Source organism: uncultured Agrobacterium sp. (assembly GCF_913777885.1).
GTDB lineage: Bacteria > Pseudomonadota > Alphaproteobacteria > Rhizobiales > Rhizobiaceae > Agrobacterium.
Genome location: NZ_CAJYTV010000018.1, coordinates 1 through 21,177, shown reverse-complemented (window position 1 = coordinate 21,177; position 21,177 = coordinate 1). Strand labels below are relative to the sequence as shown.

Genomic DNA, 21,177 nt, shown 5'->3' with positions numbered 1-21,177 from the left:
AAAGGCATCCCGGATGTCGACACTGATCCTACCGGCCGTGGTGAGCGGGCTTATGATGGGAGCGGTTTACGCGCTGGTCGCGCTTGGCCTTACCCTGATCTATGGTGTTCTACACATCATCAATTTTGCCCATGGCAGCCTGCTGATGCTGGCGCTTTATGCGGTCTATTTTCTCAATAGCTACTTTGGGCTCGATCCCTACCTGGCTATTCCAATCGTCCTGCCAGTGTTTTTCGGACTTGGCTATGCGCTGCAGCGCGGCTTGATCGGTCCGATGAGCAGCGGCTCAGAGCAGAATGTCCTTCTTCTCACGCTGGCTGTCTCGATTATCATCGAGAACCTCGCGCTGTATTTCTGGACGTCTAATACACGCAGCATCGACATCCCGTATGTGTATGACACAGTAGAATTGTTTGGTGCCTTTATTCCGTTGGGCCGAGTTATCGCTTTTGTGGCTGCTCTTGTGGTCGCGCCGATGCTATGGGCGTTTATGGCCCATACGCGCACCGGCTCCGCCATCCGCGCAGTGGCGATTGAAAAGCGCGGCGCTGAACTGGTCGGCATCGATGTCAATCATACCTATGCAATCTGCTTCGGTATCGGCACGGCTTGCGTCGCGCTTGCCGCGTGTCTTCTTCTCCCGACGTTCTACGTCACGCCGCAGGTCGGCTACACATTTGTGCTGGTCGCCTTCACCACCGTCGTTCTCGGTGGAATGGGCAGCTTGCCCGGTGCGCTTGTTGCCGGTCTGGTGCTCGGCATCATTGAATCGCTTTGTGGCCTCTTCCTCGGAGAAAGCCTCGGTCAGATCGGTATCTTCCTGGCGTTCATTCTGATCCTCCTTTTCAAACCATCCGGTCTCTTCGGGAGGGCAGCATGATGAAGTCGCAATCCACTGGCCAGATCGCATTGATTATCGCGGCGGTCGCGTATCTTTTCGGTATCTATTTCGCCTCCTCGCCGGTTTGGATGGGGTTCACGATCAATGCACTGATAGTCGCTGTCGTTGCACTTTCATGGAATATTACAGGTGGCTTTGGCGGTCTGTCGTCCTTTGGCCATGCGGCACTTTACGGCACGGGTGCCTACGCTTCGGCCATCCTCCAGGTGCAGTATGGTTTCAACGCTTGGGTCGGCTTTGGTGCGGGTATTCTTGCCGGCGCGGCGGCGGGCGCTTTTATCGGCGCGCTCGCTTTCCGCTACGGATTGAGAGGCTCGTACTTCGCGCTCGTCACGCTTGCCTTCGCCGAGGTGTTGCGCATCTGTGCATCCTCCTTCGACTTTACCGGTGGCGGCAGCGGATTGCAGCTAAAGTTGAATCCGGGATTTGCCACTCTCCAGTTCAGCGATCGTAGCGTGGCCTATACCGCTCTGCTAATTGTGGTGGCGCTTGTCATGGCGCTCACGGCCCTCATCAAATACTCGCGCTTTGGTGCCTATCTTGTCGCCATCCGCGAAAATGAGGACGCCGCCCGGGCGCTTGGTATCGATACCTACAAGGTGAAGGTTCAGGCCATGGCGATTTCGGGCGCGTTTGGCGGCCTGGCCGGCGTTCTCTATCTCCAACTCTGGCTCTTCATTGACAGCAATGTCGTTTACGGCACCGCGATCTCCATCGAGGCGCTGATCGGGCCAATCATCGGTGGTGCAGGTACCGTGTGGGGCCCGCTTCTCGGAACTCTTGGACTGCATCTTCTTGGCGAGGGCGCCAAGCACCTGTTGCCGAACGCGCCGGGATTGAACTTCGTGCTTTACGCCATCGTGTTGATCTGCGCGCTGAGGTTCCTGCCGCAAGGTCTGGTGGGTTTCGCCGCCAAGATCGGCGCCAGCGGCAAAAAGGAGAGCGACAATGCTTGAGGTCCGTAATCTCTCCAAAAGTTTCGGTGGGTTGAAGGCGGTCAGCGACGCATCCCTCGACGTCCCGGAAGGTTCGATCGTCGGTCTGCTCGGGCCGAATGGCGCGGGCAAGACGACATGCTTCACCATGATCGCGGGTTTCACCAAACCTAATGAAGGCACGGTTCACTTTCTTGGTCAGGACATCACCGGTCTTGCGCCGCACCGCATTTGCCAACTCGGTATGATCCGTACGTTTCAGATCGTGCAGCCCTTCGCGGGTCTGACAGTACAAGAGAACATTGCTGTCGGTGCCTATCTGCATCATCACAAGCGGCAAGAGGCCATGTCAATTGCGCGTGACGTCGGCAAGCGCCTTGGCATGGGCACCATGCTGGACAGGCCTGCGTCGTCGCTCACCATCGCCGGACGGAAGCGGTTGGAGCTCGCCCGCGCTCTTGCCACCGGCGCCAAACTGCTGCTGCTCGATGAGGTCATGGCAGGCCTCATCCCATCTGAGATCAACGAAATCGTCGCTGTCATCCGTCAGCTTCGGGACGAAGGGCATACTTTTCTGATGATCGAGCACGTCATGCAGGCGGTGATGAGCCTTGCGGAAACGGCTTACGTCCTCAACCAGGGAAAGATGATTGCTCACGGCCCGCCTCGCGAACTGGTCAAGGATCCATCGGTTGTGGAGGCCTATTTGGGGCATGGGGCCGCTGCCCGTTTGCAGGAGGAAAGCCGTGCTTGAGGTTTCCGGTATCAAGGCAGGCTATGGCTCGATGGCTGTTCTGCAGGGTGTCGACATGCGTATCGAGAGAGGCGAAGTCGTCGCTGTTCTCGGCTCCAACGGGGTCGGCAAAACTACACTGAACAATGTGATTTCCGGCTTCATCAGGCCGAGTGCAGGATCCATTTCCTTCAAGGGCGAAACGCTTACCGGACGCAAGCCACGCGATGTCGTGGCAGCCGGGATCGCGCATGTACCAGAGGGTCGCAAGATCTTCCCCAACCTCTCGGTGGCTGACAACCTCAGGCTTGGCGCGTTCCGGCGGGCAAGCAACAACGTCAAGCAAAACTTCGAGCGTATCTGCGCGATTTTCCCGCGCTTGAAAGAGCGTTTGCCTCAGTCGGCTGGGACGCTTTCGGGCGGCGAGCAGCAGATGCTTGCAATTGGTCGCGGCATGATGTCCGAGCCGGAACTATTGATCCTCGACGAGCCGTCACTCGGCCTGTCGCCGATCATGGTGGAAGAGATGTTTGGGCTGATTACCAAAATCAATGCCGATGGTGTTGCAGTGCTTTTGGTGGAGCAGAACGTCATGCAATCGCTCGGCGTTGCCGGGCGTGCCTATGTCATCGAACAGGGCCGTTTCGTCATGCAGGGCGAGGCAGCCACGCTGCTTGCAGATCCGCAACTGCGCAAGGCCTATCTCGGTATGTAAATCCGCGTCCCGGCCGATGGTGCGGCCGGAGCGCTCCAAAATTTTAGAAGAATTGGAGAAGATTATGTCTCTCACTCGGACCCAGCGTCTGCGGCAGTTGCTTGCAGGCGAGAGAGCCCTCATGGCTCCAGGTGTCGTGGATGCCATGTATGCCCGCCTTGTCGCGGAGGCAGGTTTCGATGCCATGTATATGACCGGTGCTGGTACATCGGCAACGCGGCTCGGCTTTCCCGATGTCGGATTGTTGACGATGACGGAAATGGTCGATAACGCCACTCGCATTGCCGATGCCTCCGATGTGCCGCTGATTGCTGATGCCGATAACGGGTTCGGCGGTCCTCTCAATGTGCGGCGGGCAATCCAGCTCTATGAGCGCGGAGGCGTTGCTGCCGTTCATCTCGAGGATCAGGTTTTGCCAAAGCGTTGCGGCCACCTTGCCGGAAAGCAGGTGATCCCCGCAGCCGACATGGTAGCGAAGATAAAAGCGGCTGTGGATGCCCGCGTCGATCCGGATTTCGTGGTTATTGCCCGCACAGATGCACTGGCCCTGGAAGGCCGCAATGCTGCCTTCGACCGCGGTGAGCTGTTCCGCGAGGCCGGTGCCGACGTGATCTTCATCGAAAGTCCCGGTCCGGACGATCTGCCACACATCGCACCGAGATTCCCCGGCATTCCGCTCCTCTACAACATGGCGACTTCTGGCAAGACACCCTTCCTCACTCGTTCGGAGATTGAGGCGCTGGGTTTCAAACTCATTATCTATCCCAACTGGTTGCTGCTGTCGGCCTGCGAGGCAGCCCGCAAGACGCTGGAAGTCTTGAAAACCGAAGAGACGATCGCCTCTGTCGCGCCCCACGTCATGAACTTCAAGCAATTCTTCGACACAGCGCGCATGGCCGAAGTGCAAGAACTCGAAGCCCGTTACGGCACACCGGAAGCAAGCCGCACAGGGTACTGACTTTAACGAAGGAAGGTTTCCATGCCTTTCGACTATTACCGAGCAGAGGTGCGTGACATGACAGTTCTAAGCGCTGAAGGCGTGGAGTTCGACTTCGAAATACCTGTCGTCGTCGTGGGTGCCGGCGCCTGTGGTCTGGTTGCTGCGCTTGCGGCCCATGATGAAGGGCAGCAGGTTCTCATTTTGGAACGGGACGAAAATCCCAGCGGTTCTACGTCTCTTTCCGCAGGCCTCATCCCGGCTCCCTGCACGAAATTGCAGAAGGACGCCGGCATCGAAGACAGCCCGGAATTGTTTGCGCGAGACCTCGTTGCTAAGACCCATGATCGCACACCGCATGATCAGGCGCTGGTTTTGGCCAGAACGGCAGGGCCGATGATCGACTGGCTGATGGATAAGCATCAAGTCGAGTTCGAACTGGTAACTGGCTTCACCTATCCCGGTCATTCCAGAATGCGCATGCATGGGCCGAAAAGCCGTACGGGAGCGGATCTGGAGCAATCCCTGCTTTCCGCTGTTTCAAATGCCGGTATCGATCTTGTGACGGGCGCTTCGGTCGAGGATCTTTATGTCGATGATACTCATCGCATAAAGGGTGTGCGTTTCCGCCGTCCGGATGGCGTGCTTGAGACGCTTGGCTGCCAAGCCCTGGTTCTTGCCTGCTGCGGCTTTGCTGGCGACGCGGAGATGGTGCGCCGCTATATTCCCGAAATCGCCGATGCCGAATGCTGCGGCCACCTCTCCAATACGGGGGACGCCATCAAGTGGGGGATCGAGATAGGAGCGGCAGTTGCCGACATGGGCGCCTATCAGGGCCATGGGTCTGTTGCGCACCCACATTCGCTACCATTGACCTGGGCCGTCATCACAAAGGGTGGCGTGCTTATCAATACGAAGGGAAAACGCTTCTCCAATGAGATGCGCGGTTACTCCGAACATGGCTGTGAGGTCGCGGCGCAACCGGATCATGTTGCCTGGGACATCTACGATGCCAGCGGAGACGACGCAGCGATGGGATTTTACGATTACCGTGAGATCCGTAAGCTAGGTGCAGTAAAGACAGCAAATACACTGGACGAATTGGCGGCGACCATCGGAGTTCCTGCCGATAACTTAAACCGGGAGTTTGATGCGATCGAAGCGTCGGCTCGCACGGGTGAGCCGGATCGTTTCGGGCGACGTTTTCCCGCCGATCAGGTGCTGAAGCCGCCTTATTATGCGGTGAAAGTCAACGGGGCGCTGTTTCACACGCAGGGTGGCCTGGTTATCGATGACGCTGCGTGTGTGCTGCGTGACGATGGCACACCGCTGCCAAACCTTTTCGCGGGAGGGGGAGCTGCGCGTGGCGTCTCCGGCGATTCAAACTACGGTTATCTCTCGGGCAACGGCCTATTATCTGCCACGGGCTTCGGTCGTTTGGCTGGCATCAGTGCCGCCCGCGTCGCTGCTGAAATGTAAAAGGCACAGGACTGTGTTTTCGCAGTGGCGCGTCAATCGTCTCAAGGAGGATTTCATGAAGAAGGTCATGGTCATTGTACCGTTTTCGATGGGAGAAGAGGATCTCGCCCGTCGTGAAGCACAGATGAAGGCAGTTGATCTCGGTCCCGGGATTGAATTCCATTATCGCCCCGTACGCATGGGCCCAAAGAATTACTCCAGCCAGCACGATATGGCGCTTGCCGATTTTTCCATTCTCGATGCCGGTCTGGATGCTCAGACGGAAGGATTCGATGCTGTCTGCATCGATACGATGTCGGATAGCGGTATGTCGATGCTGCGATCTGTCTTGTCCATTCCCGTCATCGCGCCCGGGCGGCATTCGATGCTGGTCGCGCAGATGCTTGGCGATAAATTCTCCATCTTGATGATGTGGGATCGTTGGAAGATGCTCTACACCAAGACGCTCGGTGAGCTTGGCATGGAGCATAAATGCGCATCAATGCGCTCCATTGGCGTTATCCCAGACAATAAGAGCCTGCTGTCGGGCAAGGAAGACGCGGTGTTTCCGCTGCTTCTGGAGGCGGCGCAGAACTGCGTCAAGGAGGATGGCGCGCACGTTCTGATCCTCGGGTCAACGACCATGCACGAAGCACACTCCTGGCTTTCCGAGCGTATTGGCGTGCCGGTCATCAATCCTGGCCCCCTGACCTACAAGCTTGCCGCGATTGCGCTTGATCTCAAGCTCACTCATAGCAAGGCCACATGGCCTGCGCCGCTTGTACCCAAATACGATATGATCCGCGCCATCGGCGCAGCCGGCGCCGCGTTTCTGGGGAGCAAGCCATGACCCGTATTCTCGTCATTGTACCGTTCGCTCTTGATGCGGAAGGCGTTCGCAATCGCGAAGCGCAGTCGCGATACGTACCTTTACCGCAGGAATGGGAACTTACTTATCGTCCCGTCACTTGTGGGCCCTCATCCTTCATGTCACCGCACGATTGGGGACTGATGGATCTCGCGATCTTTGAGGCGGGGTGTAATGCCGAGGCCGAGGGCTTCGACGCGGTCTGTATCGATACGATGTCGGATAGCGGCATGGTTATGCTGCGATCGGTGCTTTCCATTCCCGTTATCGGCGCGGGGAAGGCGTCAATGCTATACGCGCTGACGCTCGGCGCCAAGTTCTCTGTCCTCGCGCAGTGGGAGCCAGCCCTGCCGCGATATCGTAAAGCAATTCGTGAATATGGCTTCGAGAGGCAATGCGCGTCAGTCCGCAGTTTTGACCAGCCGCCAGATTTTTCAAACCTGCTTGACGGCAAGACGGATACGGTTTTCCCACGCATGCGCGATGTTGCGATGCGTTGCGTCGAGGAAGATGGCGCCGACGTTATTTGCCTTGGTTCCACCACGATGCATCAGGCGGGAGAGTACTTGTCCGCCAACCTTCCCGTGCCAGTCGTTAACCCTGGTCCGCTCACCTACAAGCTCGTCGAAACTTTCCTGGCGCTAGGCCTGACCCACGGTCGCGAGGCATATCCTTCTCCGGTGGAGCCGCGCCTTGACTTGCTTCACGCGATGATGAATTCGGGAGCCCTTGTCGAGGCTAATTGAGGACGTCTTTTTTTCAAGCTCGCTGGATAGGGTGGGGCGCATAAGGCTGATTTGCAGATAACGACGTGGCGTCGATGTGCGGGTCGGAAACTGGGAGTGGATGGCTGCGCCTCAGAGTAGCTTTATGAGCGTGCTATTTGCCGATGGCGAAGTTCTTTCCATCCTCGCGCGTGAGCGATACGCGGTATTCGTAGCGATCAGCGCAGTAAAAAATTTCAGCTGCGTAAAAAGCCTTGCCTGCTTTATCGAAAAACAAGCGCGTGACAAGCATAAGTGGCGCACCTACGGGGATATTGAGATGCTTGGCAGCATAGTCGTCCGCGAGCGTTGCAGTTAGCGTCTGTTCGACTTTTTCGACCACAGCACCGGTTTGCTGTACGAGATCGATCATGTTCGTTGTCGCCAAATCCTTACGCTTCAGCGAGCCTCCGATTTCCGGCAACAGATAGGCTATCGACAGAGAGTATGGACGACCATCCAGCGCGCGCACCCTCGCAGAACGCACCAACTCGGCTTGTGGTGCTACATTCATGCTAGCGCAAATGCGTGGCGGCGCTTCCCCGCGATCAAGGCTGACCACTTTCAGTCTTGTGCTTTCTCCGACAGTGTTCAAGTACGTTAAAAGGCCGTCGATGTTTGATACAACGGCGCGGTTAAGTTGGTTTTCCTTCGACCGGTCGCTGACGAATGTACCTCGTCCACGGCTACGTGTGACCAAGCGCTCCTTGGTGAGCATTTCCATTGCTTTTCGGATCGTAATTCTGCTGACAGAAAAAGTCTCAGCCAGCTCGGCTTCGCTCGGTATTGGTGTTTCGCTCTGATAATAGCCCCGAATAATTCTCTCTCGCATAACGGCGTAGACTCGGTAGTAGAGAGGTGTCGGCGAATTGGCGTTGGCCATGGGGGAATTCCGATTTTCTTGTATCAATCATATCAGGCTATTAACTTCGGTGAAGCCCGGCGAGATACAAAAATTTAAAAGAAGCCGCGTCGGAGGGCGCTCAACGAAGCAATTCAAGTGATGCCCTCTTGTCGTTTGTCTGCCGAGATTTTGGCATTTAAACGCAAAAGAAGCGCACTGTTCTATTAGGCTTAATGATATATCTTTAAGCTTTTTTCCACAAGGTCATCGGTTGAATGAAACCTGGTACCCGAGCGGTGCATTTGGTGGCGCAACCGCTCGGCTGCGCACCTTCCCGTGATGGTCGTCTTAGTCTGCGCGGCTATACTTGGTCTGAACCGTAAGTCGGCAACAAATGCGCGAATTCAGCATCGTAGCGCGATGTCCGACTTTGGACTTGGGGGAGGGGAATTGGGGAATGCGCATCGCAAATCCGACGCCGCCGATTTGGTGCTTCGGCCCCGGCGCCAGTGTTGCCAAATGCGAGAGATGACGATGTTCTTTCGGGTGCTGCAAGTTGGCGTTATGGGATTTGCGCTAGAGATTGGTTCCGGCTGGAAAGCGGTCGTTTATCGGCGCAGAAACGTTTGATGCCAAACTGCCCCTGATCACTCCTGTTTCATTGAGCGAGGGTTGGAGCATTGCAAATGAGCTATCGGATTGGTCAACATCTCGACGTATGAGAGTGTCGAAACACAACGGCTCTGGTTCAAATCCTGTGGGACCTAATGCCGACGATATGCAGCGGATAAATCTTGCTTGTGCCGCGCCTGGCCATACGATTAGGATTGACTAATCACGTCAATCACTCACGCCCTGGTTACAGTTCGTTCATGATACCTCTACGAGGATAACGCCAGCGTCTACGAGCGCCGTGTATTCCGAAACAATATGAGCGCTGGTTTCCCTCTCGTAGATTTTTTCACGGTGGCCGATCAGTTTTGTCTTTGATGCGTTTACCGCTAGGCCGGAATTTACGGTAGCACTTTCAAACGAGGGGGAATGCGTGAGTTCTATTGTGAAAAAGGCAGTTCCAGAGGCAGCATTCCCAATCAGTTCGGGTGCGATCGCGGCTCCGACCCTTTCCGGTCGGACGACAATCGTCCTCATCGGCGTCGCTATAACTCTTTACGTCGGCCAAGAAGTATTCATTCCACTCGCACTCGCTCTGCTGCTGACCTTCACCCTAGCACCGATCGTAAGCTTCCTGCGAAAGCGTCGTGTCCCCAAGATTGCCGCAGTTCTCATGGCAGTCGCGAGCGCTTTTTTTGTTATCGCGGTATTTGGCTTTATAGTTGCCGGACAGGTTGCGAACTTGGCGGACAATATTCCCACCTATCAACGGAACATCGTCTCAAAGGTGCAGGCTCTAAGCCACGCGGGATCCGGTAACGGTGTACTTGAGCATGTCAGCAAGGTGGTCGAGCGCATCGGTTTGGAAATGCAGGACACTGCCGAAGAGAGTAAGGAAGACGGGATCCCTCAATCGTCCAAGCGTGACCCAATGCCTGTGGAAATCATCACGCGTTCCAATCCGGTACAGACACTCGGCAACTTTATTCTTCCGCTCATCAGTCCCTTCGCGACGGCTGGTCTGGTCATCGTGCTCGTGATCTTTATGCTATTGGAGCGGGAAGAGTTGCGCGATCGGTTTATCCGGCTTGTCGGTTTGGGTGATTTGCACCGAACGACAGCCGCGCTTCAGGATGCTGGAAAGCGTGTTGGCAAATATCTCTTGATGCAACTTGTCGTGAATACGCTCTACGCACTCCCTATTGCAATAGGGCTGTGGCTGCTCGGGATTCCGAACGCAATTCTCTGGGGAGTGCTGACGCTCGTACTAAGGTTCGTTCCCTATATCGGTCCCGTGATCGGGATGATTTTGCCAATGTTTCTGGCTCTCGCGATTGCGCCCGGATGGTCTCTGGTGGCGTGGGTCGCAACGCTATTCATAATAACCGAGTTGGTGAGCAACAATGTTGTCGAGCCTTGGCTTTATGGAAGCCATACAGGCCTATCCCCCCTTGCTATCATCGTTTCAGCAATATTTTGGTCATGGCTTTGGGGCCCCGTGGGATTAATGCTCTCGACACCCCTTACAGTTTGTCTCGTGGTCCTTGGACGCCACGTACCGCAGTTCAGCTTTTTGGATGTTCTTCTTGGAAATGAGCCAGTTCTACAGCCTCAGGAGAAGCTATATCAGCGACTTCTTGCCGGAGATCCAAACGAAGCAACCGATAACGCAGAAGATTTTCTAGAAGCGGAGGACCTCATCGACTACTACGAAAAAGTGGGATTTCCAGCGCTTAAACTCGGTGAACTTGACCGTCAGCGAGGCGTAATGACTGAAGCGCAAATCGCGCTGTTTGCCTCCACAACCCAGACACTTATTGGCAACCTTGCTGAGCTTGCCACTGAGGAACAGGCGGAACGCGAGAACACCGGTACCACCGAATGTGAAGCAACTGAAAAACCTGCTCGGTCGGAGGTAATACCTAAGTCTGTTCTCTGCATTGGTGGCAGAGGTGCGATGGACGATGCCGCAGCTTCTATGGTTGCGCAGGTACTCGCTGTACAAGGCGCCACAGTGTCCCAAGCCGAGCATACGGCGGTCAGTGGATCAACTATCAACTTGTTGTCGCTTAAAGACATAGACACAGTCGTCATCGCGTTTCTCAACCCAGAGTCAAAGGCGCATGCCCGACAGGCGGTGCGTCGCCTGAAACGACAGAAGCCGCAGCTGCGGGTTGGGATCATCATACCAGGTATCGATGACGAGAAAGAAAGCCTGATCGCTGCCGAGGACATCGATGCCGATTTCGTGGCGACGGGTATTGAAGATGGTGTTAGGGGCGCACTTTTAGATGGAGACGCGGTTGCGTTGAGAGTTACGAAACGCGTCGGTCGGGCGCGCGAGGTAAAGTCCAGCCCGCTGGTAGCGTGAATAGTTTCGACAAGCCTGCCGCGTTCGGTTGCCGTACCTCAACTACGATTGTTCTTTGGGTGCGATGCGAGGCCTCGTGATGCGCAAAAGGCGGATGTTCTGGTCAACGCCGGTAGGGTCTATGATCATCCGGCTGACGAGGCTGGCAAAAGCACACGGCCGTCAGTCGTAAAGACTTCATTACTAATGTCTCGTCCGTCGCCGCCCGTCGCTAATGTCCGTGAACGGGGTATTATGCATTGTGTCCAGCATGGCTTCGAGCATGGACAAGCGTCTGGCTGGTGAGGTTGTGCTTATTCGATTGGGACAGGGTCGCGCGTCGGGACATGCTAGATAAGATCTGCACCAAGGAATTAGGTACTTGGATCGATCCAACTTCGACGTGCCTCTAGAGCCGCCGGGTAATTTTTTAGCCTAATCAACAGCTTCTATGCAAAGGTTGAAAAGATGGACGAAAAACCAGCAGCTCGGTCGGAAGGTCGCGAGCAATGGGCACCCGGAAGTTGTAATGGCAGCGCGCCCCGCAGGGCGCAGAATGACAATACGTCTGGCCTCACCCAAATGCTCGATGTCCGTGATCAGACCATCGATTGCCACGGCAAGATAATAGCCGATTGTGGTGGGTTGGGCCGGATGGCCATTCGGTGCTGGCCATCGCTATCATTTTGATTTCGTACCTGTCGGCTCCTGTCCCAGAGGTATTATCCAAAAACCCCTGGTCGGAGTCGATCTACGAGAGTGCGGACTGGACGACCGGAATCCTGGACTGCCTAACTAGTGCGATGCCCCAGAGATGACGCTTGGGGTGTACTCGACCTCGTCCCCGTGGTCAGTATCAACCACGCCACGTTTTCTGATCTCCTCAACCAGCGAACCTAAAGCCAAATCGAGGCAGTAGGTAGAAAATTCGAGGTCAAGATCCTTGGCGCTGTTGCGCGCATAAGTGACAAGTCGTGCAATCGAGACCAACTCTGGTGCGATATCGCCGTTGTGGGCAGTGTTTTCTTCAAAAGTGTTGAGCATCATCAAGCCTTTATTCCAAATCTAACTTCTACGAATGATAGGTTAGAAGCTTTGGAATTGCGCGTGACATAGGCGTGACACAGCTTGGAGTGCCGTGCGGGATCGGACTACAACCGCCCTCGGTAGAGAATCTTTCGCCACTGTTCTGTTTCGGCGAAGGTCCAGTCCGTTGGGGCTTTTTGTCGCCTTTCATCAGCCGTCGCTATGGCGTTCAGTAATTCGAGCGCATCGCGCCGTTTCTGATTGATAGCGTTAGTCCGCAAAAGCACTTGCAGGCTTTCTCGCGATGAATGGTCAGGTAGATTGGCCTTGGCGACGATCGCCCGGTAAGTTCGCTCCTTAAAGAATATGAGTTCGGCGCTTGTCCTGAGGCTCGCAAATTCCGCGTGGTCAAGCTCATGGCGCATTAACAGCTCGTCGAGTGTTGCCAAGACATTCACCAAGGGCTCAGACAGCGACACATAGTTCATCTCCTTTGGGCCGTGGACATGCGCTACATCTGAATCATCAAACAGCTCGCCGCTGGCATAACGGTTATAAATATTGCCAATCCCGATCATCCCAAATGCTGCGCATTCCGCAGCCCTCAAGGCGCCCATACTGCTCGAGCCATAGACGCGAACGCCCTGAGAGAGAGCAAACAGGATTTCCTTATGCCAGATTGGGGCCACATCTTCAAAATTGCCGTCGATCAGGCCGATCACCGCCGCGCCCTCACCAACAGCGGCGAGGATATCTCGGTGCTTGGCAGGCCCTCTGACTTCGACATTCGTCGGAACCAGATCGACCGCGTTCGGGAGCGTGGGGCCGACGAAGACGACCTTCATAGCGAAAACAACGCTTTCGATATGGCTCTCGCCCCGAACCGTCTCATCCGCTCTCCTGGCGGATTCTCGAGGTTGGGCACCAAGACTTTGACGACTGAGAAGGGAAGGTCCGGTGGTGTCAGCGGAACCACGATGACAGAACCAACAGATGCAGCTTTGAGATGCTTGAGCACGGTATGGAACATGTTTTCTATCGGTCCAAGGCTTATCGCCTTGCGGGGAGGGAGGGGCCTCGGTTCCGCTCTGAAATAGTTCCGAACTTCACGAGGGAGTGGCCGGTCGAATGTTTTTGGATAGATGTCATCCCTTGCGCCGCTGATATAAGTAAGGCGGGATTGAACCGCTTCCGTGATCGCCCGGATTGCGGCTCGCGCAGGATCGAGATGCGCACCGCTTCCCTTGGTCACGTCGAAAAAGCGCAAGTGGCTTCTTGATGTAACTGAAGCTGCTCCCAAAAATGCTACGAAACAGGCGATGCCGACGTCGCTGGTCATGTCGAACAGCCGAAGTTCTAGACCTGCGTTGTCAATCTTGCTGAGGAGTCCATCTATGATTGGATCCAGAAAGCTGCGAGGATCGAGGCAGGTGGTAAGGCGCTGTTCCGCGTTCGCTATATTCCACAAAGTTTCCGCATCGCGTTCGATGCGTTCCAACAGCCCGTGGAAGCTTGCTTCCAAGAACGTATTTCCGGATGCAAGGCCGTCCGACGACTGCCAGAACCGGACCACTTCGGGTGTGCGATCCAGAATGATAGCCTCATAAGGAACCCAGGTTTCGGCATTAGACAATACATCTATCCCCCGAACCCACGTAAGCATCTCGTGCTCGCCTATGTCGTTCTGACCTTGGGCGATGAGACCCTCGAGGCTATCGACAACCCGTCCTTCGAGTTCGAGAGTTGCTTGTGTTGCAGTAATCGTTGCGATTGATGGATTGCCGGCGATGGCGCGTTCAAGCGCCTCCATCGTCGCAGAAACTTTAGCATCAGCATCAGTGATGCCCTTACCATGATGGATGACGATCGAGCGAGCATTAGGTGTAACCGCGCTCCAGACGGGAACACCGATGTTGTCGAGACCGGTCAATCGAGATACGCGAGTGATCCCGTAGCGTGGCAGGAAGGATGCAACGCGTTCTAGCGTCTCCTCGGGCGTGCAGAGACGGGGCGAAAAAGTGGAAGAGGGGGCCTCAGGAAGTTTCGGCATCTGATCGTTAACACTATCCTCCCGAGGCCGTGTCATTTGCCAGATTATCCGTCCAGATGACCGGAGAAGGCGTCGTCAGATGATTTCACGGTGACGGCGAAATCCACGCCTTTGATGATCGAAGCTCCGCCAGCGCGCAGTTTACCCGCTGCCTCCAGCTCGCTTCCTGCCGGAGCCTGAAACGGCTTGACGGTTCCCGCATCAAGATCTGCAACCCACAGGCCAGACTCCCCTGGCGTTCCGATGACGACGACTCTTGCCATGCTGAAAATCCTTCTTTTGGTACATGTGCTTCAAAAACCTGCTTTTCGCAGGCCATCACGATAGTGATCTTTCTGCCATTGCTCCTTGAACGGCACGGCGGTCAGCCAGGTATCCACATCGAAGTCGGGATTGGTTTCCCTAGCTTTGCGCACGAAGCTTTTTGCCCGTTTCTGGTCGCCAATCATCGCCCAGCTTGCGGCGGAGAGGCGGTTAGCTAGCCCCCTGTCGGCCATGCGCTCGATATAGGATAACGCTTGTTCGTACTCTTCGAGGCAGTAGTTCGCGCCAGCTGCTGTCCAAAGGTAGACATCAGGGCTCAGGGGGTTAAGCTCAATGGCTTTTTCGATTTTCTCGAGCGCCAAGCCGGGCTTGGACGCATGGACAAGTGTGTCGGCGTAGTCCGCGGCGACGTCGGCATAATGGGGGCTCAAAGTCTCGGCCAGCTCTAAGGCCTCAACACTTTCATCAATGCCGCCTAAAAGCATCTTAGCAACACCGAGTTCTCGATAGCCGCCAACCATGTCTTGCCCGGCCGCGATCGCTTTGTTGGCATGTTTCTCGGCCGCTTTCAGCAGTTGAGCATCCCCACGTGCCGTGATCAGCCATTCCCTTGAATATGTTCGAGCAATACCGCTCAATGCTGGCGCGAAATAGGGAGCGTGATTGAGCGCTGATCGAAATTCTTTGCGTGCACGGCGAATATCTGGAAGACCGAGGTTCTTTAGATGTCGCTGTCCGAGCAGGTAATGGTGGTATGCGACCGGGCTTTGCTCGAAATATTCCCGTGCCAGCTCGTTGCGCTCTATCTCTCCGGTGATCGCCATGGTGATCCGGCGGGCTATCTGACGACGCTGGACAGCCAGACTGTCGTTGTCCATGTCGTAGCGGTCCGCCCAGATGACCTCATCGTTTGCAAAGTAAACCAGCTGCACGAAGAGGCTGCTCTGAGCGCCGCGGCCCGAATGCCTAGTATCAAGCACGTATGAGATGGAATGCTGGGCGATTGTGTTGGCCTTGTCCGAATGCCGTCCGATTTGGGCAGCCGTGTAAGGAGCGACCACAGACACTGACGTTAAGGCGCAAAGCGCGATGGTGACATCTTCAATAAGTGCGTTCGCTAAAGGAAAGAGAGGTTGGCTGCCAGCGGGGCTCTCCGCCGGTGGCAGGAGCACAAGCCTCGGAATAGGCCGCTTAAGACCGTTTTGTGTGCTTGCGGTCAAGGCATCCCCAAGCCCGTTTTTCGGGGCAGGGAAGAGACTGCGCTGCTTCTCAAAGACCTTTTTGACTACGTTCAGTGCATGGACGTCGGGGCTGAGGGTAAGGTTGCCCCACAGCTTTTGCTTTCGGCCATCGTAGATGTTTCGGAAGGTCTCTACCTTTCCCTCGGTGGAATAGGTCTCCGCGAGCAAGCTGACGATCATTTCGTCATCCGGGTCGTGCTGAAATATCCGCAGGGCCGCATCCTTGACGAGCGCGATATCTTGTGCCGATTTTGCTATCGGTATCGCACTGATCAATGCTTCCCGTAAGCGGGACAGGTGTTGCGCTCTTCGCTGTTCAATCCAGGCTGAAAGTGCGGCTCCAGTGCTGTCGATGTTTTCGAGAAAGACGTGACTGAAAAGGCCGACCAATGCACGCAAATCAATCAGCGCGTCCGAATGAGGAGGAGCTTGCAATCCCTCGGCGTCGCATTCAATCGCCTCGACATTGAGCTTCACATCGGAAGCGGTAATTTCGACAAATTGGTGACCCAACTCCTGCTGGCGGCTGTCTATCCGCGATAGTGACTTGCGCATATTGGTATATGCTTGCGTCGGCTCGACTACGTCCCATAACAGCTTCGACAGCGCTGTCCGCGATTGAGCGCGTTGCGGGTGGACAAACAGGTAGGCAAGAATGATCAAACCCTTTTCGGAGAAGGCAACAGCATTCCCCGAAAGATCAACAAGCCGCAGTTCCCCAAGTGTCTGCAACCTGAACGCCATTGCTCCCCACTACAGTTTGGTGATGGTTGTCCTAAAAAACGGACCTGCGATCTAGCTGTTCAACCTGACTTCAGTCGATGAACGCCCCTCAGGAGCAACTGGTAGAAGTTCGTCCATCTCAGCCATAGCTTTAACGAGTGCCACAATTTTTTGGCGGACGTTTGCATCGGGAATTTTCAAGAACGACTGGTTCAGGGCTATGCCCTCGCGAGATTGAAGAAATTGCGACACGTAGCTCATCGCCTCAAAGTCCCCGATCCCTGCCATATTGAGCCGCTCTTCACTCTCCTGGTTGAAGAAGAAGCTTGGTGGGACGCCGAGCACACTCGCGATCCTTTGCAGGCGGCTTGCGCCAACACGGTTCGTGCCCTTCTCGTATTTCTGGACCTGTTGAAAAGTCACGCCAAGCTCGTTTGCCAACTGCGTCTGGCTCAACTTCAGCATGATGCGACGCATTCGTATACGTCCACCGACATAAACATCGATCGCATCGGGACTTCTTTTGGGGACCATGGATGAACTCCTCGCACGACCGGGTTTTATGTTGCCTGAAAGCGCGGCCGACTACCTGGGGTAACACGCTTTTACACCCCAGCTTGTATTGAAGTTTGGTAGAATTTCAATCTTTAGTATGCGGACGATCAAGAATTCAACAAGATTACTTAAGTCTAGCAAATGGTGCTCTGCCGCTCTCGAACGATAACGTAGGCGATGGAGGCGCTGTTCATGGCCGCCTGTAGGCTTAATTTCCTTATCGAAGGCTCAGGGTTACAGGCGCCGCTGTGGCAAACTCTTTCAGGTGGTAACCCAGTGGAGATCAGGTAGGAAGGCTATCCGCTAGATAGGCTAGGGGCTGATGTATACTCAAGTTAAATATGCGAAGGCGCTACATCGCATGGTGAGGTTTCGTCCTAGATTGCCCGCAACTGATCACGCAAAGGATCGGCCAAGGAGTGCAGCAGCAATTGGTTTGGGCTAGCGGTTTCGACGCGGTTCCGCCCAAGGGCTTTTGCGCGGTAAAGCGCGCTATCGGCGCTTGCAAGCATCCCGGAGAGGTCGTGACAGTCCGGTGCCGCGAGGCCGATACTGACAGTCGCACGAGTCTTTAAGCCCTCTGCCTGAGCGGTTGCCTCGGCGAACCGGCTTGCGATGGCCGATCCGCGATTAAAAGCTTGGGAATGGTCGCAATGCGGAAGAAGCGCAGCGAATTCCTCACCGCCAAGCCGGACAAGCAGTGCGCCGGGGCCCGCTTCCTTACGGGCTGCGTCGGCGAACAGTTGCAAAACCTTATCCCCGGTTGGATGTCCATGACGGTCGTTGATCGCTTTGAAGTGGTCGAGGTCGAAGGCAAGTAGGGAGACGGGGCCTCCACACCGCTCTCGCAGCATTCGAGCCGCCTGCTCGAAAAAGGCGTGGCGGTTTGCAAGACCGGTCAACTGGTCGGTTTGTGACATGCGGAGCAGGTTGAGCTTTTCCTCCTCTCGAATAATCATCAGAAAGGACATCGGCATCGCCACCGAGTACAAGACGGCTTCGTACATCGTCACCTCCGCGACGATGGAAACAATTTCTTGCCCGTAGCGCTCAATGAGAACAGGGGCAATGAAGGCTCGGCCAAAATAGAACGCGGCATGGAAGGCCGAAATCGATACTGCAATTGGACGTGAGCGCAATTGCTGCACTGTACCGCTACGTAGCAGTATCCATGCTGTCAGGCCGCAGGTGAGCGCGATGGGGACAGAAGAAACGTGGTTCCAGAATACGACGGGAAAATGTGTTCCAGCGATCGCCCAGACGGTAATTAGAAAGCTTAGCGTCGCTACGGACGACCTGGCATATTGTCGACCATCGAGACCGGCAACTGCGTTGAGGACGAGAAGATAGCCTGACATCATCAGGATGTTGATAGCTGCCATGCCTAGCGCTACCGGGAAGTGGCTGCGGTTCATCGCGAGCATACAACCGAAAATGAACAAGAAGAGTGCGGCGGCCAAAACACCCAGGACGCGGGCGCGAACCGGATGAGCCTGCCTTTCCCATAGGAGAAGGGACGCTGACACCAGCAGCGTTCCAACGGTTAAGTACCAAAGGGTTTGTAAATCGATCTGCATTGCTGTGTCCGCCTTACGACAAAGCTTACCGGCTGGTCTCTATAAGATTCCTTACTTCGCCTCGTATATCGCGGATATGGTTGACGTAACGTTAGGCGTGCTTTCGATAGTGAAAATAAATCTAGGCGTGTATTCGGACAAAAGGGTTTACGGATGATCGACTGCGTGCGTCGACAGGCCTGCTTGGAGAAGTAGATGGTCAGTCAGACCTCGCAACGGTCCATATCGCAATATGTCGCGGCTCGACCAACAAAGCGTCTAGGTTCTCATGCCATGCCGCTCGATAGGGTCGATTTAGCTGAACGTTCAGCACGTTTTCCCGATCTGTCCACGTTTCATGAAGCTGGAAAACGTTTCTCCGCTCCGGATCGACGTGTAGCGTCGATCGCACGAACGTCTGCTCATGACGCATTGCGTCCAGCACCGGGTCGAGCAGGGCGCGGAATCGGCTAACTTGATCACGGAATACGTGGAAGGTGATGACGTAGGTTTCAGGTTGTGTGGGTGAGCTCATTTTAGCGCCTCCGGAAACAGGACGATAATGGTCGCGGCGACTTGCAGAGTGTATCTGCGTGACCCTATTCGGATCGAATTCCGTGAGAGCGTTGACAGTCGATGCCGACAGCTAGCGCAATTAAAGGCCGAATTGATCATGCCAACACCCGCCTGCGAATGTCGTCGGCAAGCTTTGAAGCGTGCGTGACCATAATTCCATGTGCGACACCTTCGTAAACGACGAGTTCCTCGCCGGGTATCGTTGCAGCGTATACGCGCCCACTGGACTCCAGAGGCGCGGAAACGTCGCGGTCACCGTGGATCATCGTGACTGGCAGCTTCAAATCACAGGCTTCCGACGAGAGGTCGCAGAGTGCGATCGTACGTTGGAACTCGATTAAAGCTCTGCGAGAGCAATCCATAGCCATCAAGCCCATCCAGTCTTTGACGCGTGTAGGAGCGCCAGGAGCGAAGAGTTCGAGATTGGCGTCGATCCAGCCCGACAGGTTGGAGCTAAGTTCTCCGCATAGACTGTCCATCGTCTCCAGCGTGACCCCGCCGACGCCAATGATTTTAGGTCCAGTTGCGCCGACCAGAATGAGCCTTTTGATCCGGTCGTCGTTGTACCGGGCAAGGTAGCGTATTGCTTCTCCACCTGCACCGGAGTGCACTACAAGTGTCACGTTCGAAAGATCGAGAGACCTCAGCACCTCAGCGAGATCGTCGGCCAAAGTGTCGTAAGAGTAGCTTGCTCGATCGGTAGAACGACCGTGTCCGTTTCGGTCATAAGCGATAGTCCTAAGACCTGCGTCATTGAGATGAAGCCTAGTCTCGCCCCAAATTCGGCCGTCCATAGCCCATCCGGCCAAGAAGAGCACGGGCGGACCCTCACCCCAATCGCTGACGTGAAGAAAATGCCCTTCGCCGCGTGAAACAAATGCCGGCATCATACGAACTCCTTGTCCAGGAACCCGATGACCTCTTCGATTTGACCGTCCTGCGTTGTGCGGACGATGTCGGTCCCCGTGGCGATCAGCCTTCCGTCCTCGCCTGAGAGCGTCCAGGAGAACCGCGCAAATGAGCCATGCCCGTCAGGCTCGCCCCGAATTGTAAAGGTGTGGCCAGGAAGTTGGGCCCGGACACCTGCGATCATTGCAAAGATGCCCTCCCAACCTTCGCTTGCCATTATCGGGTCGGCGTAGCGAGCTCCCTGTGTCCAGGCGTTGGCCAGTCTCTGGTCGCGTGATGTGGCGTCAGGATCATTCCAGAGCGCGAGATACTCACTGGCCATCAATTCGGGATTTGTCATTGTCCGCCTCCATATTAGATGACGAACCAAGAATGCCGTAGCCGCTGGACGAAGACGATTACCTCCGAGGTAATGACTTCGACGATCCAGACCGTTAGTCTCCTCCACATGAGAGCAATATCGACTACCCTTGGTGAGGCATTAAGAATGTGGCGGGCAAGACGCCGACTTAGCCAGCTTGATCTCGCGGGCGAAGCGGAGGTCTCTACTCGCCATCTCAGTTTCATTGAAAGCGGTCGTGCGTCTCCTAGCCGCCATGTGCTATTGCGTCTTGCGGAAGCACTTCGCTTACCGCTGAGAGAGCAAAATCAACTACTGCGTACCGCGGGCTTCGCCCCGATCTATGAAGAGCGTGCATTCTCCTCTCCAGACATGGAAAACGCTTTGGTTGCCGTGGAAGCGGTGTTGCGAGCGCATGCGCCCTTTCCGGCGCTGGCCGTCGATCGGCACTGGAACTTAGTGCTTGCCAATGATACCGCGCGGCAGATGCTGATCGGCATCGATGAGAGGCTGCTGAGGCCTCCCGTAAATGTGTTGAGAGCGACGTTCCACCCGCAGGGGCTGGCGCCACGCATTTTGAACCTCGCCGAATGGCGTCACCATGTCTTGTCACGACTTCGAAGAGACATCGATCAATCTGCTGACCCGGTACTAGAAGCGCTCCACACCCAACTCTCCGGTTTTTCTTTTCCCGCTAGAGCGTTTCCTTGTTAAATAGAAACAGTTCTGTTGGTTCAAACGGGATCGACTGATTGTCCGGGCGGCGCGTGCCGTAGCCAACGCATACGGCCAAGCCGTCCGGGCAAGCAGGTGGCCCGTT

General features: G+C 55.5%; 21 protein-coding genes. 10 read left to right on the top strand and 11 right to left on the bottom strand.

The genetic code is table 11. From position 1 onward, the window contains the following. Positions 1-13: 13 nt before the first annotated feature. The 8 genes from QZ869_RS16965 (at position 14) to QZ869_RS16930 (ending at position 7,293) form a co-directional block, all read left to right on the top strand. Positions 14-880, top strand: coding sequence for a branched-chain amino acid ABC transporter permease (locus tag QZ869_RS16965; protein WP_296106101.1), 867 nt, complete (start codon positions 14-16; stop codon positions 878-880). Beyond that, positions 877-1,857 (top strand): branched-chain amino acid ABC transporter permease, encoded by a 981-nt coding sequence (locus tag QZ869_RS16960; RefSeq protein WP_296078528.1) that lies wholly within the window; start codon positions 877-879, stop codon positions 1,855-1,857. The genes QZ869_RS16965 and QZ869_RS16960 overlap by 4 nt, the downstream gene beginning before the upstream one ends. Next, positions 1,850-2,590 carry an ABC transporter ATP-binding protein gene (locus QZ869_RS16955; RefSeq protein ID WP_296106100.1) on the top strand — a complete coding sequence of 247 codons (741 nt, stop codon included), beginning with the start codon at positions 1,850-1,852 and terminating at the stop codon, positions 2,588-2,590. Before QZ869_RS16960 ends, QZ869_RS16955 begins: the two co-directional genes overlap by 8 nt. After that, positions 2,583-3,284 (top strand): ABC transporter ATP-binding protein, encoded by a 702-nt coding sequence (locus QZ869_RS16950; protein WP_296018744.1) that lies wholly within the window; start codon positions 2,583-2,585, stop codon positions 3,282-3,284. Before QZ869_RS16955 ends, QZ869_RS16950 begins: the two co-directional genes overlap by 8 nt. A 64-nt stretch (positions 3,285-3,348) precedes the next feature. Further along, the gene (locus QZ869_RS16945) at positions 3,349-4,242 is read left to right on the top strand and encodes an oxaloacetate decarboxylase (protein ID WP_296106098.1); all 894 of its coding nucleotides are present in this window, start codon (positions 3,349-3,351) and stop codon (positions 4,240-4,242) included. Between the two features lie 57 nt (positions 4,243-4,299). Then, positions 4,300-5,700, top strand: coding sequence for an FAD-dependent oxidoreductase (locus tag QZ869_RS16940; RefSeq protein WP_296106094.1), 1,401 nt, complete (start codon positions 4,300-4,302; stop codon positions 5,698-5,700). Between the two features lie 55 nt (positions 5,701-5,755). After that, entirely contained in the window at positions 5,756-6,529 is a 774-nt protein-coding gene (locus tag QZ869_RS16935; protein ID WP_296106092.1) for an aspartate/glutamate racemase family protein, read from the top strand. Continuing rightward, positions 6,526-7,293, top strand: a complete 768-nt coding sequence (locus QZ869_RS16930; RefSeq protein ID WP_296106089.1) for an aspartate/glutamate racemase family protein — start codon at positions 6,526-6,528, stop codon at positions 7,291-7,293. The genes QZ869_RS16935 and QZ869_RS16930 overlap by 4 nt, the downstream gene beginning before the upstream one ends. A 133-nt stretch (positions 7,294-7,426) precedes the next feature. On the opposite strand, the gene QZ869_RS16925 is transcribed toward QZ869_RS16930, so the two are convergent. Continuing rightward, on the bottom strand, positions 7,427-8,194 hold the full coding sequence (locus QZ869_RS16925; RefSeq protein WP_296106088.1) for a GntR family transcriptional regulator: 768 nt from the start codon (positions 8,192-8,194) through the stop codon (positions 7,427-7,429). Between the two features lie 1,066 nt (positions 8,195-9,260). Here QZ869_RS16925 and QZ869_RS16920 point away from each other — a divergent pair. Further along, positions 9,261-11,138 (top strand): AI-2E family transporter, encoded by a 1,878-nt coding sequence (locus QZ869_RS16920; RefSeq protein ID WP_296106571.1) that lies wholly within the window; start codon positions 9,261-9,263, stop codon positions 11,136-11,138. 774 nt (positions 11,139-11,912) lie between these two features. Here the strand turns inward: QZ869_RS16920 and QZ869_RS16915 are convergent. From QZ869_RS16915 to QZ869_RS16870, 10 genes are all read right to left on the bottom strand, one after another. Next, complete coding sequence (locus tag QZ869_RS16915; RefSeq protein WP_296106568.1) at positions 11,913-12,164, bottom strand: hypothetical protein; 252 nt, start codon at positions 12,162-12,164, stop codon at positions 11,913-11,915. Between the two features lie 104 nt (positions 12,165-12,268). After that, positions 12,269-12,988 carry a TfuA-like protein gene (locus tag QZ869_RS16910; protein ID WP_296106086.1) on the bottom strand — a complete coding sequence of 240 codons (720 nt, stop codon included), beginning with the start codon at positions 12,986-12,988 and terminating at the stop codon, positions 12,269-12,271. Beyond that, positions 12,985-14,193: a YcaO-like family protein gene (locus QZ869_RS16905; RefSeq protein ID WP_296018759.1), complete on the bottom strand. Its 1,209-nt coding sequence runs from the start codon at positions 14,191-14,193 to the stop codon at positions 12,985-12,987. The genes QZ869_RS16910 and QZ869_RS16905 overlap by 4 nt, the downstream gene beginning before the upstream one ends. A 44-nt stretch (positions 14,194-14,237) precedes the next feature. Then, positions 14,238-14,456, bottom strand: coding sequence for a hypothetical protein (locus tag QZ869_RS16900; RefSeq protein ID WP_296018761.1), 219 nt, complete (start codon positions 14,454-14,456; stop codon positions 14,238-14,240). Positions 14,457-14,486: 30 nt separating this feature from the next. Then, positions 14,487-16,442, bottom strand: a complete 1,956-nt coding sequence (locus QZ869_RS16895) for a hypothetical protein (protein ID WP_296018762.1) — start codon at positions 16,440-16,442, stop codon at positions 14,487-14,489. A 51-nt stretch (positions 16,443-16,493) separates the two neighbouring features. Further along, positions 16,494-16,955: a helix-turn-helix transcriptional regulator gene (locus tag QZ869_RS16890; protein WP_296018764.1), complete on the bottom strand. Its 462-nt coding sequence runs from the start codon at positions 16,953-16,955 to the stop codon at positions 16,494-16,496. A gap of 398 nt (positions 16,956-17,353) precedes the next feature. After that, the gene (locus tag QZ869_RS16885; protein ID WP_296106084.1) at positions 17,354-18,553 is read right to left on the bottom strand and encodes a diguanylate cyclase; all 1,200 of its coding nucleotides are present in this window, start codon (positions 18,551-18,553) and stop codon (positions 17,354-17,356) included. A 199-nt stretch (positions 18,554-18,752) separates the two neighbouring features. Continuing rightward, a complete protein-coding gene (locus QZ869_RS16880) occupies positions 18,753-19,067 on the bottom strand; it encodes an antibiotic biosynthesis monooxygenase (protein WP_296106082.1) in 315 nt (104 codons plus the stop codon). Positions 19,068-19,203: 136 nt separating this feature from the next. Continuing rightward, on the bottom strand, positions 19,204-19,998 hold the full coding sequence (locus tag QZ869_RS16875; RefSeq protein WP_296106081.1) for an alpha/beta hydrolase: 795 nt from the start codon (positions 19,996-19,998) through the stop codon (positions 19,204-19,206). Next, positions 19,995-20,357 (bottom strand): nuclear transport factor 2 family protein, encoded by a 363-nt coding sequence (locus QZ869_RS16870; RefSeq protein ID WP_296106080.1) that lies wholly within the window; start codon positions 20,355-20,357, stop codon positions 19,995-19,997. Before QZ869_RS16870 ends, QZ869_RS16875 begins: the two co-directional genes overlap by 4 nt. An 18-nt stretch (positions 20,358-20,375) precedes the next feature. Here QZ869_RS16870 and QZ869_RS16865 point away from each other — a divergent pair, with 18 nt between their 5' ends. After that, positions 20,376-21,071 (top strand): helix-turn-helix domain-containing protein, encoded by a 696-nt coding sequence (locus QZ869_RS16865; protein WP_367115336.1) that lies wholly within the window; start codon positions 20,376-20,378, stop codon positions 21,069-21,071. Positions 21,072-21,177 lie beyond the last annotated feature (106 nt).

Coding starts and splice junctions, on each gene's coding strand:
- QZ869_RS16965 (WP_296106101.1), top strand. CDS start 14: ATGTCGACACTGATCCTACCGGCCGTGGTGAGCGGGCTTATGATGGGA.
- QZ869_RS16960 (WP_296078528.1), top strand. CDS start 877: ATGATGAAGTCGCAATCCACTGGCCAGATCGCATTGATTATCGCGGCG.
- QZ869_RS16955 (WP_296106100.1), top strand. CDS start 1,850: ATGCTTGAGGTCCGTAATCTCTCCAAAAGTTTCGGTGGGTTGAAGGCG.
- QZ869_RS16945 (WP_296106098.1), top strand. CDS start 3,349: ATGTCTCTCACTCGGACCCAGCGTCTGCGGCAGTTGCTTGCAGGCGAG.
- QZ869_RS16940 (WP_296106094.1), top strand. CDS start 4,300: ATGACAGTTCTAAGCGCTGAAGGCGTGGAGTTCGACTTCGAAATACCT.
- QZ869_RS16935 (WP_296106092.1), top strand. CDS start 5,756: ATGAAGAAGGTCATGGTCATTGTACCGTTTTCGATGGGAGAAGAGGAT.
- QZ869_RS16930 (WP_296106089.1), top strand. CDS start 6,526: ATGACCCGTATTCTCGTCATTGTACCGTTCGCTCTTGATGCGGAAGGC.
- QZ869_RS16925 (WP_296106088.1), bottom strand. CDS start 8,194: ATGGCCAACGCCAATTCGCCGACACCTCTCTACTACCGAGTCTACGCC.
- QZ869_RS16915 (WP_296106568.1), bottom strand. CDS start 12,164: ATGATGCTCAACACTTTTGAAGAAAACACTGCCCACAACGGCGATATC.
- QZ869_RS16910 (WP_296106086.1), bottom strand. CDS start 12,988: ATGAAGGTCGTCTTCGTCGGCCCCACGCTCCCGAACGCGGTCGATCTG.
- QZ869_RS16905 (WP_296018759.1), bottom strand. CDS start 14,193: ATGCCGAAACTTCCTGAGGCCCCCTCTTCCACTTTTTCGCCCCGTCTC.
- QZ869_RS16900 (WP_296018761.1), bottom strand. CDS start 14,456: ATGGCAAGAGTCGTCGTCATCGGAACGCCAGGGGAGTCTGGCCTGTGG.
- QZ869_RS16895 (WP_296018762.1), bottom strand. CDS start 16,442: ATGGCGTTCAGGTTGCAGACACTTGGGGAACTGCGGCTTGTTGATCTT.
- QZ869_RS16890 (WP_296018764.1), bottom strand. CDS start 16,955: ATGGTCCCCAAAAGAAGTCCCGATGCGATCGATGTTTATGTCGGTGGA.
- QZ869_RS16885 (WP_296106084.1), bottom strand. CDS start 18,553: ATGCAGATCGATTTACAAACCCTTTGGTACTTAACCGTTGGAACGCTG.
- QZ869_RS16880 (WP_296106082.1), bottom strand. CDS start 19,067: ATGAGCTCACCCACACAACCTGAAACCTACGTCATCACCTTCCACGTA.
- QZ869_RS16875 (WP_296106081.1), bottom strand. CDS start 19,998: ATGATGCCGGCATTTGTTTCACGCGGCGAAGGGCATTTTCTTCACGTC.
- QZ869_RS16870 (WP_296106080.1), bottom strand. CDS start 20,357: ATGACAAATCCCGAATTGATGGCCAGTGAGTATCTCGCGCTCTGGAAT.
- QZ869_RS16865 (WP_367115336.1), top strand. CDS start 20,376: ATGACGAACCAAGAATGCCGTAGCCGCTGGACGAAGACGATTACCTCC.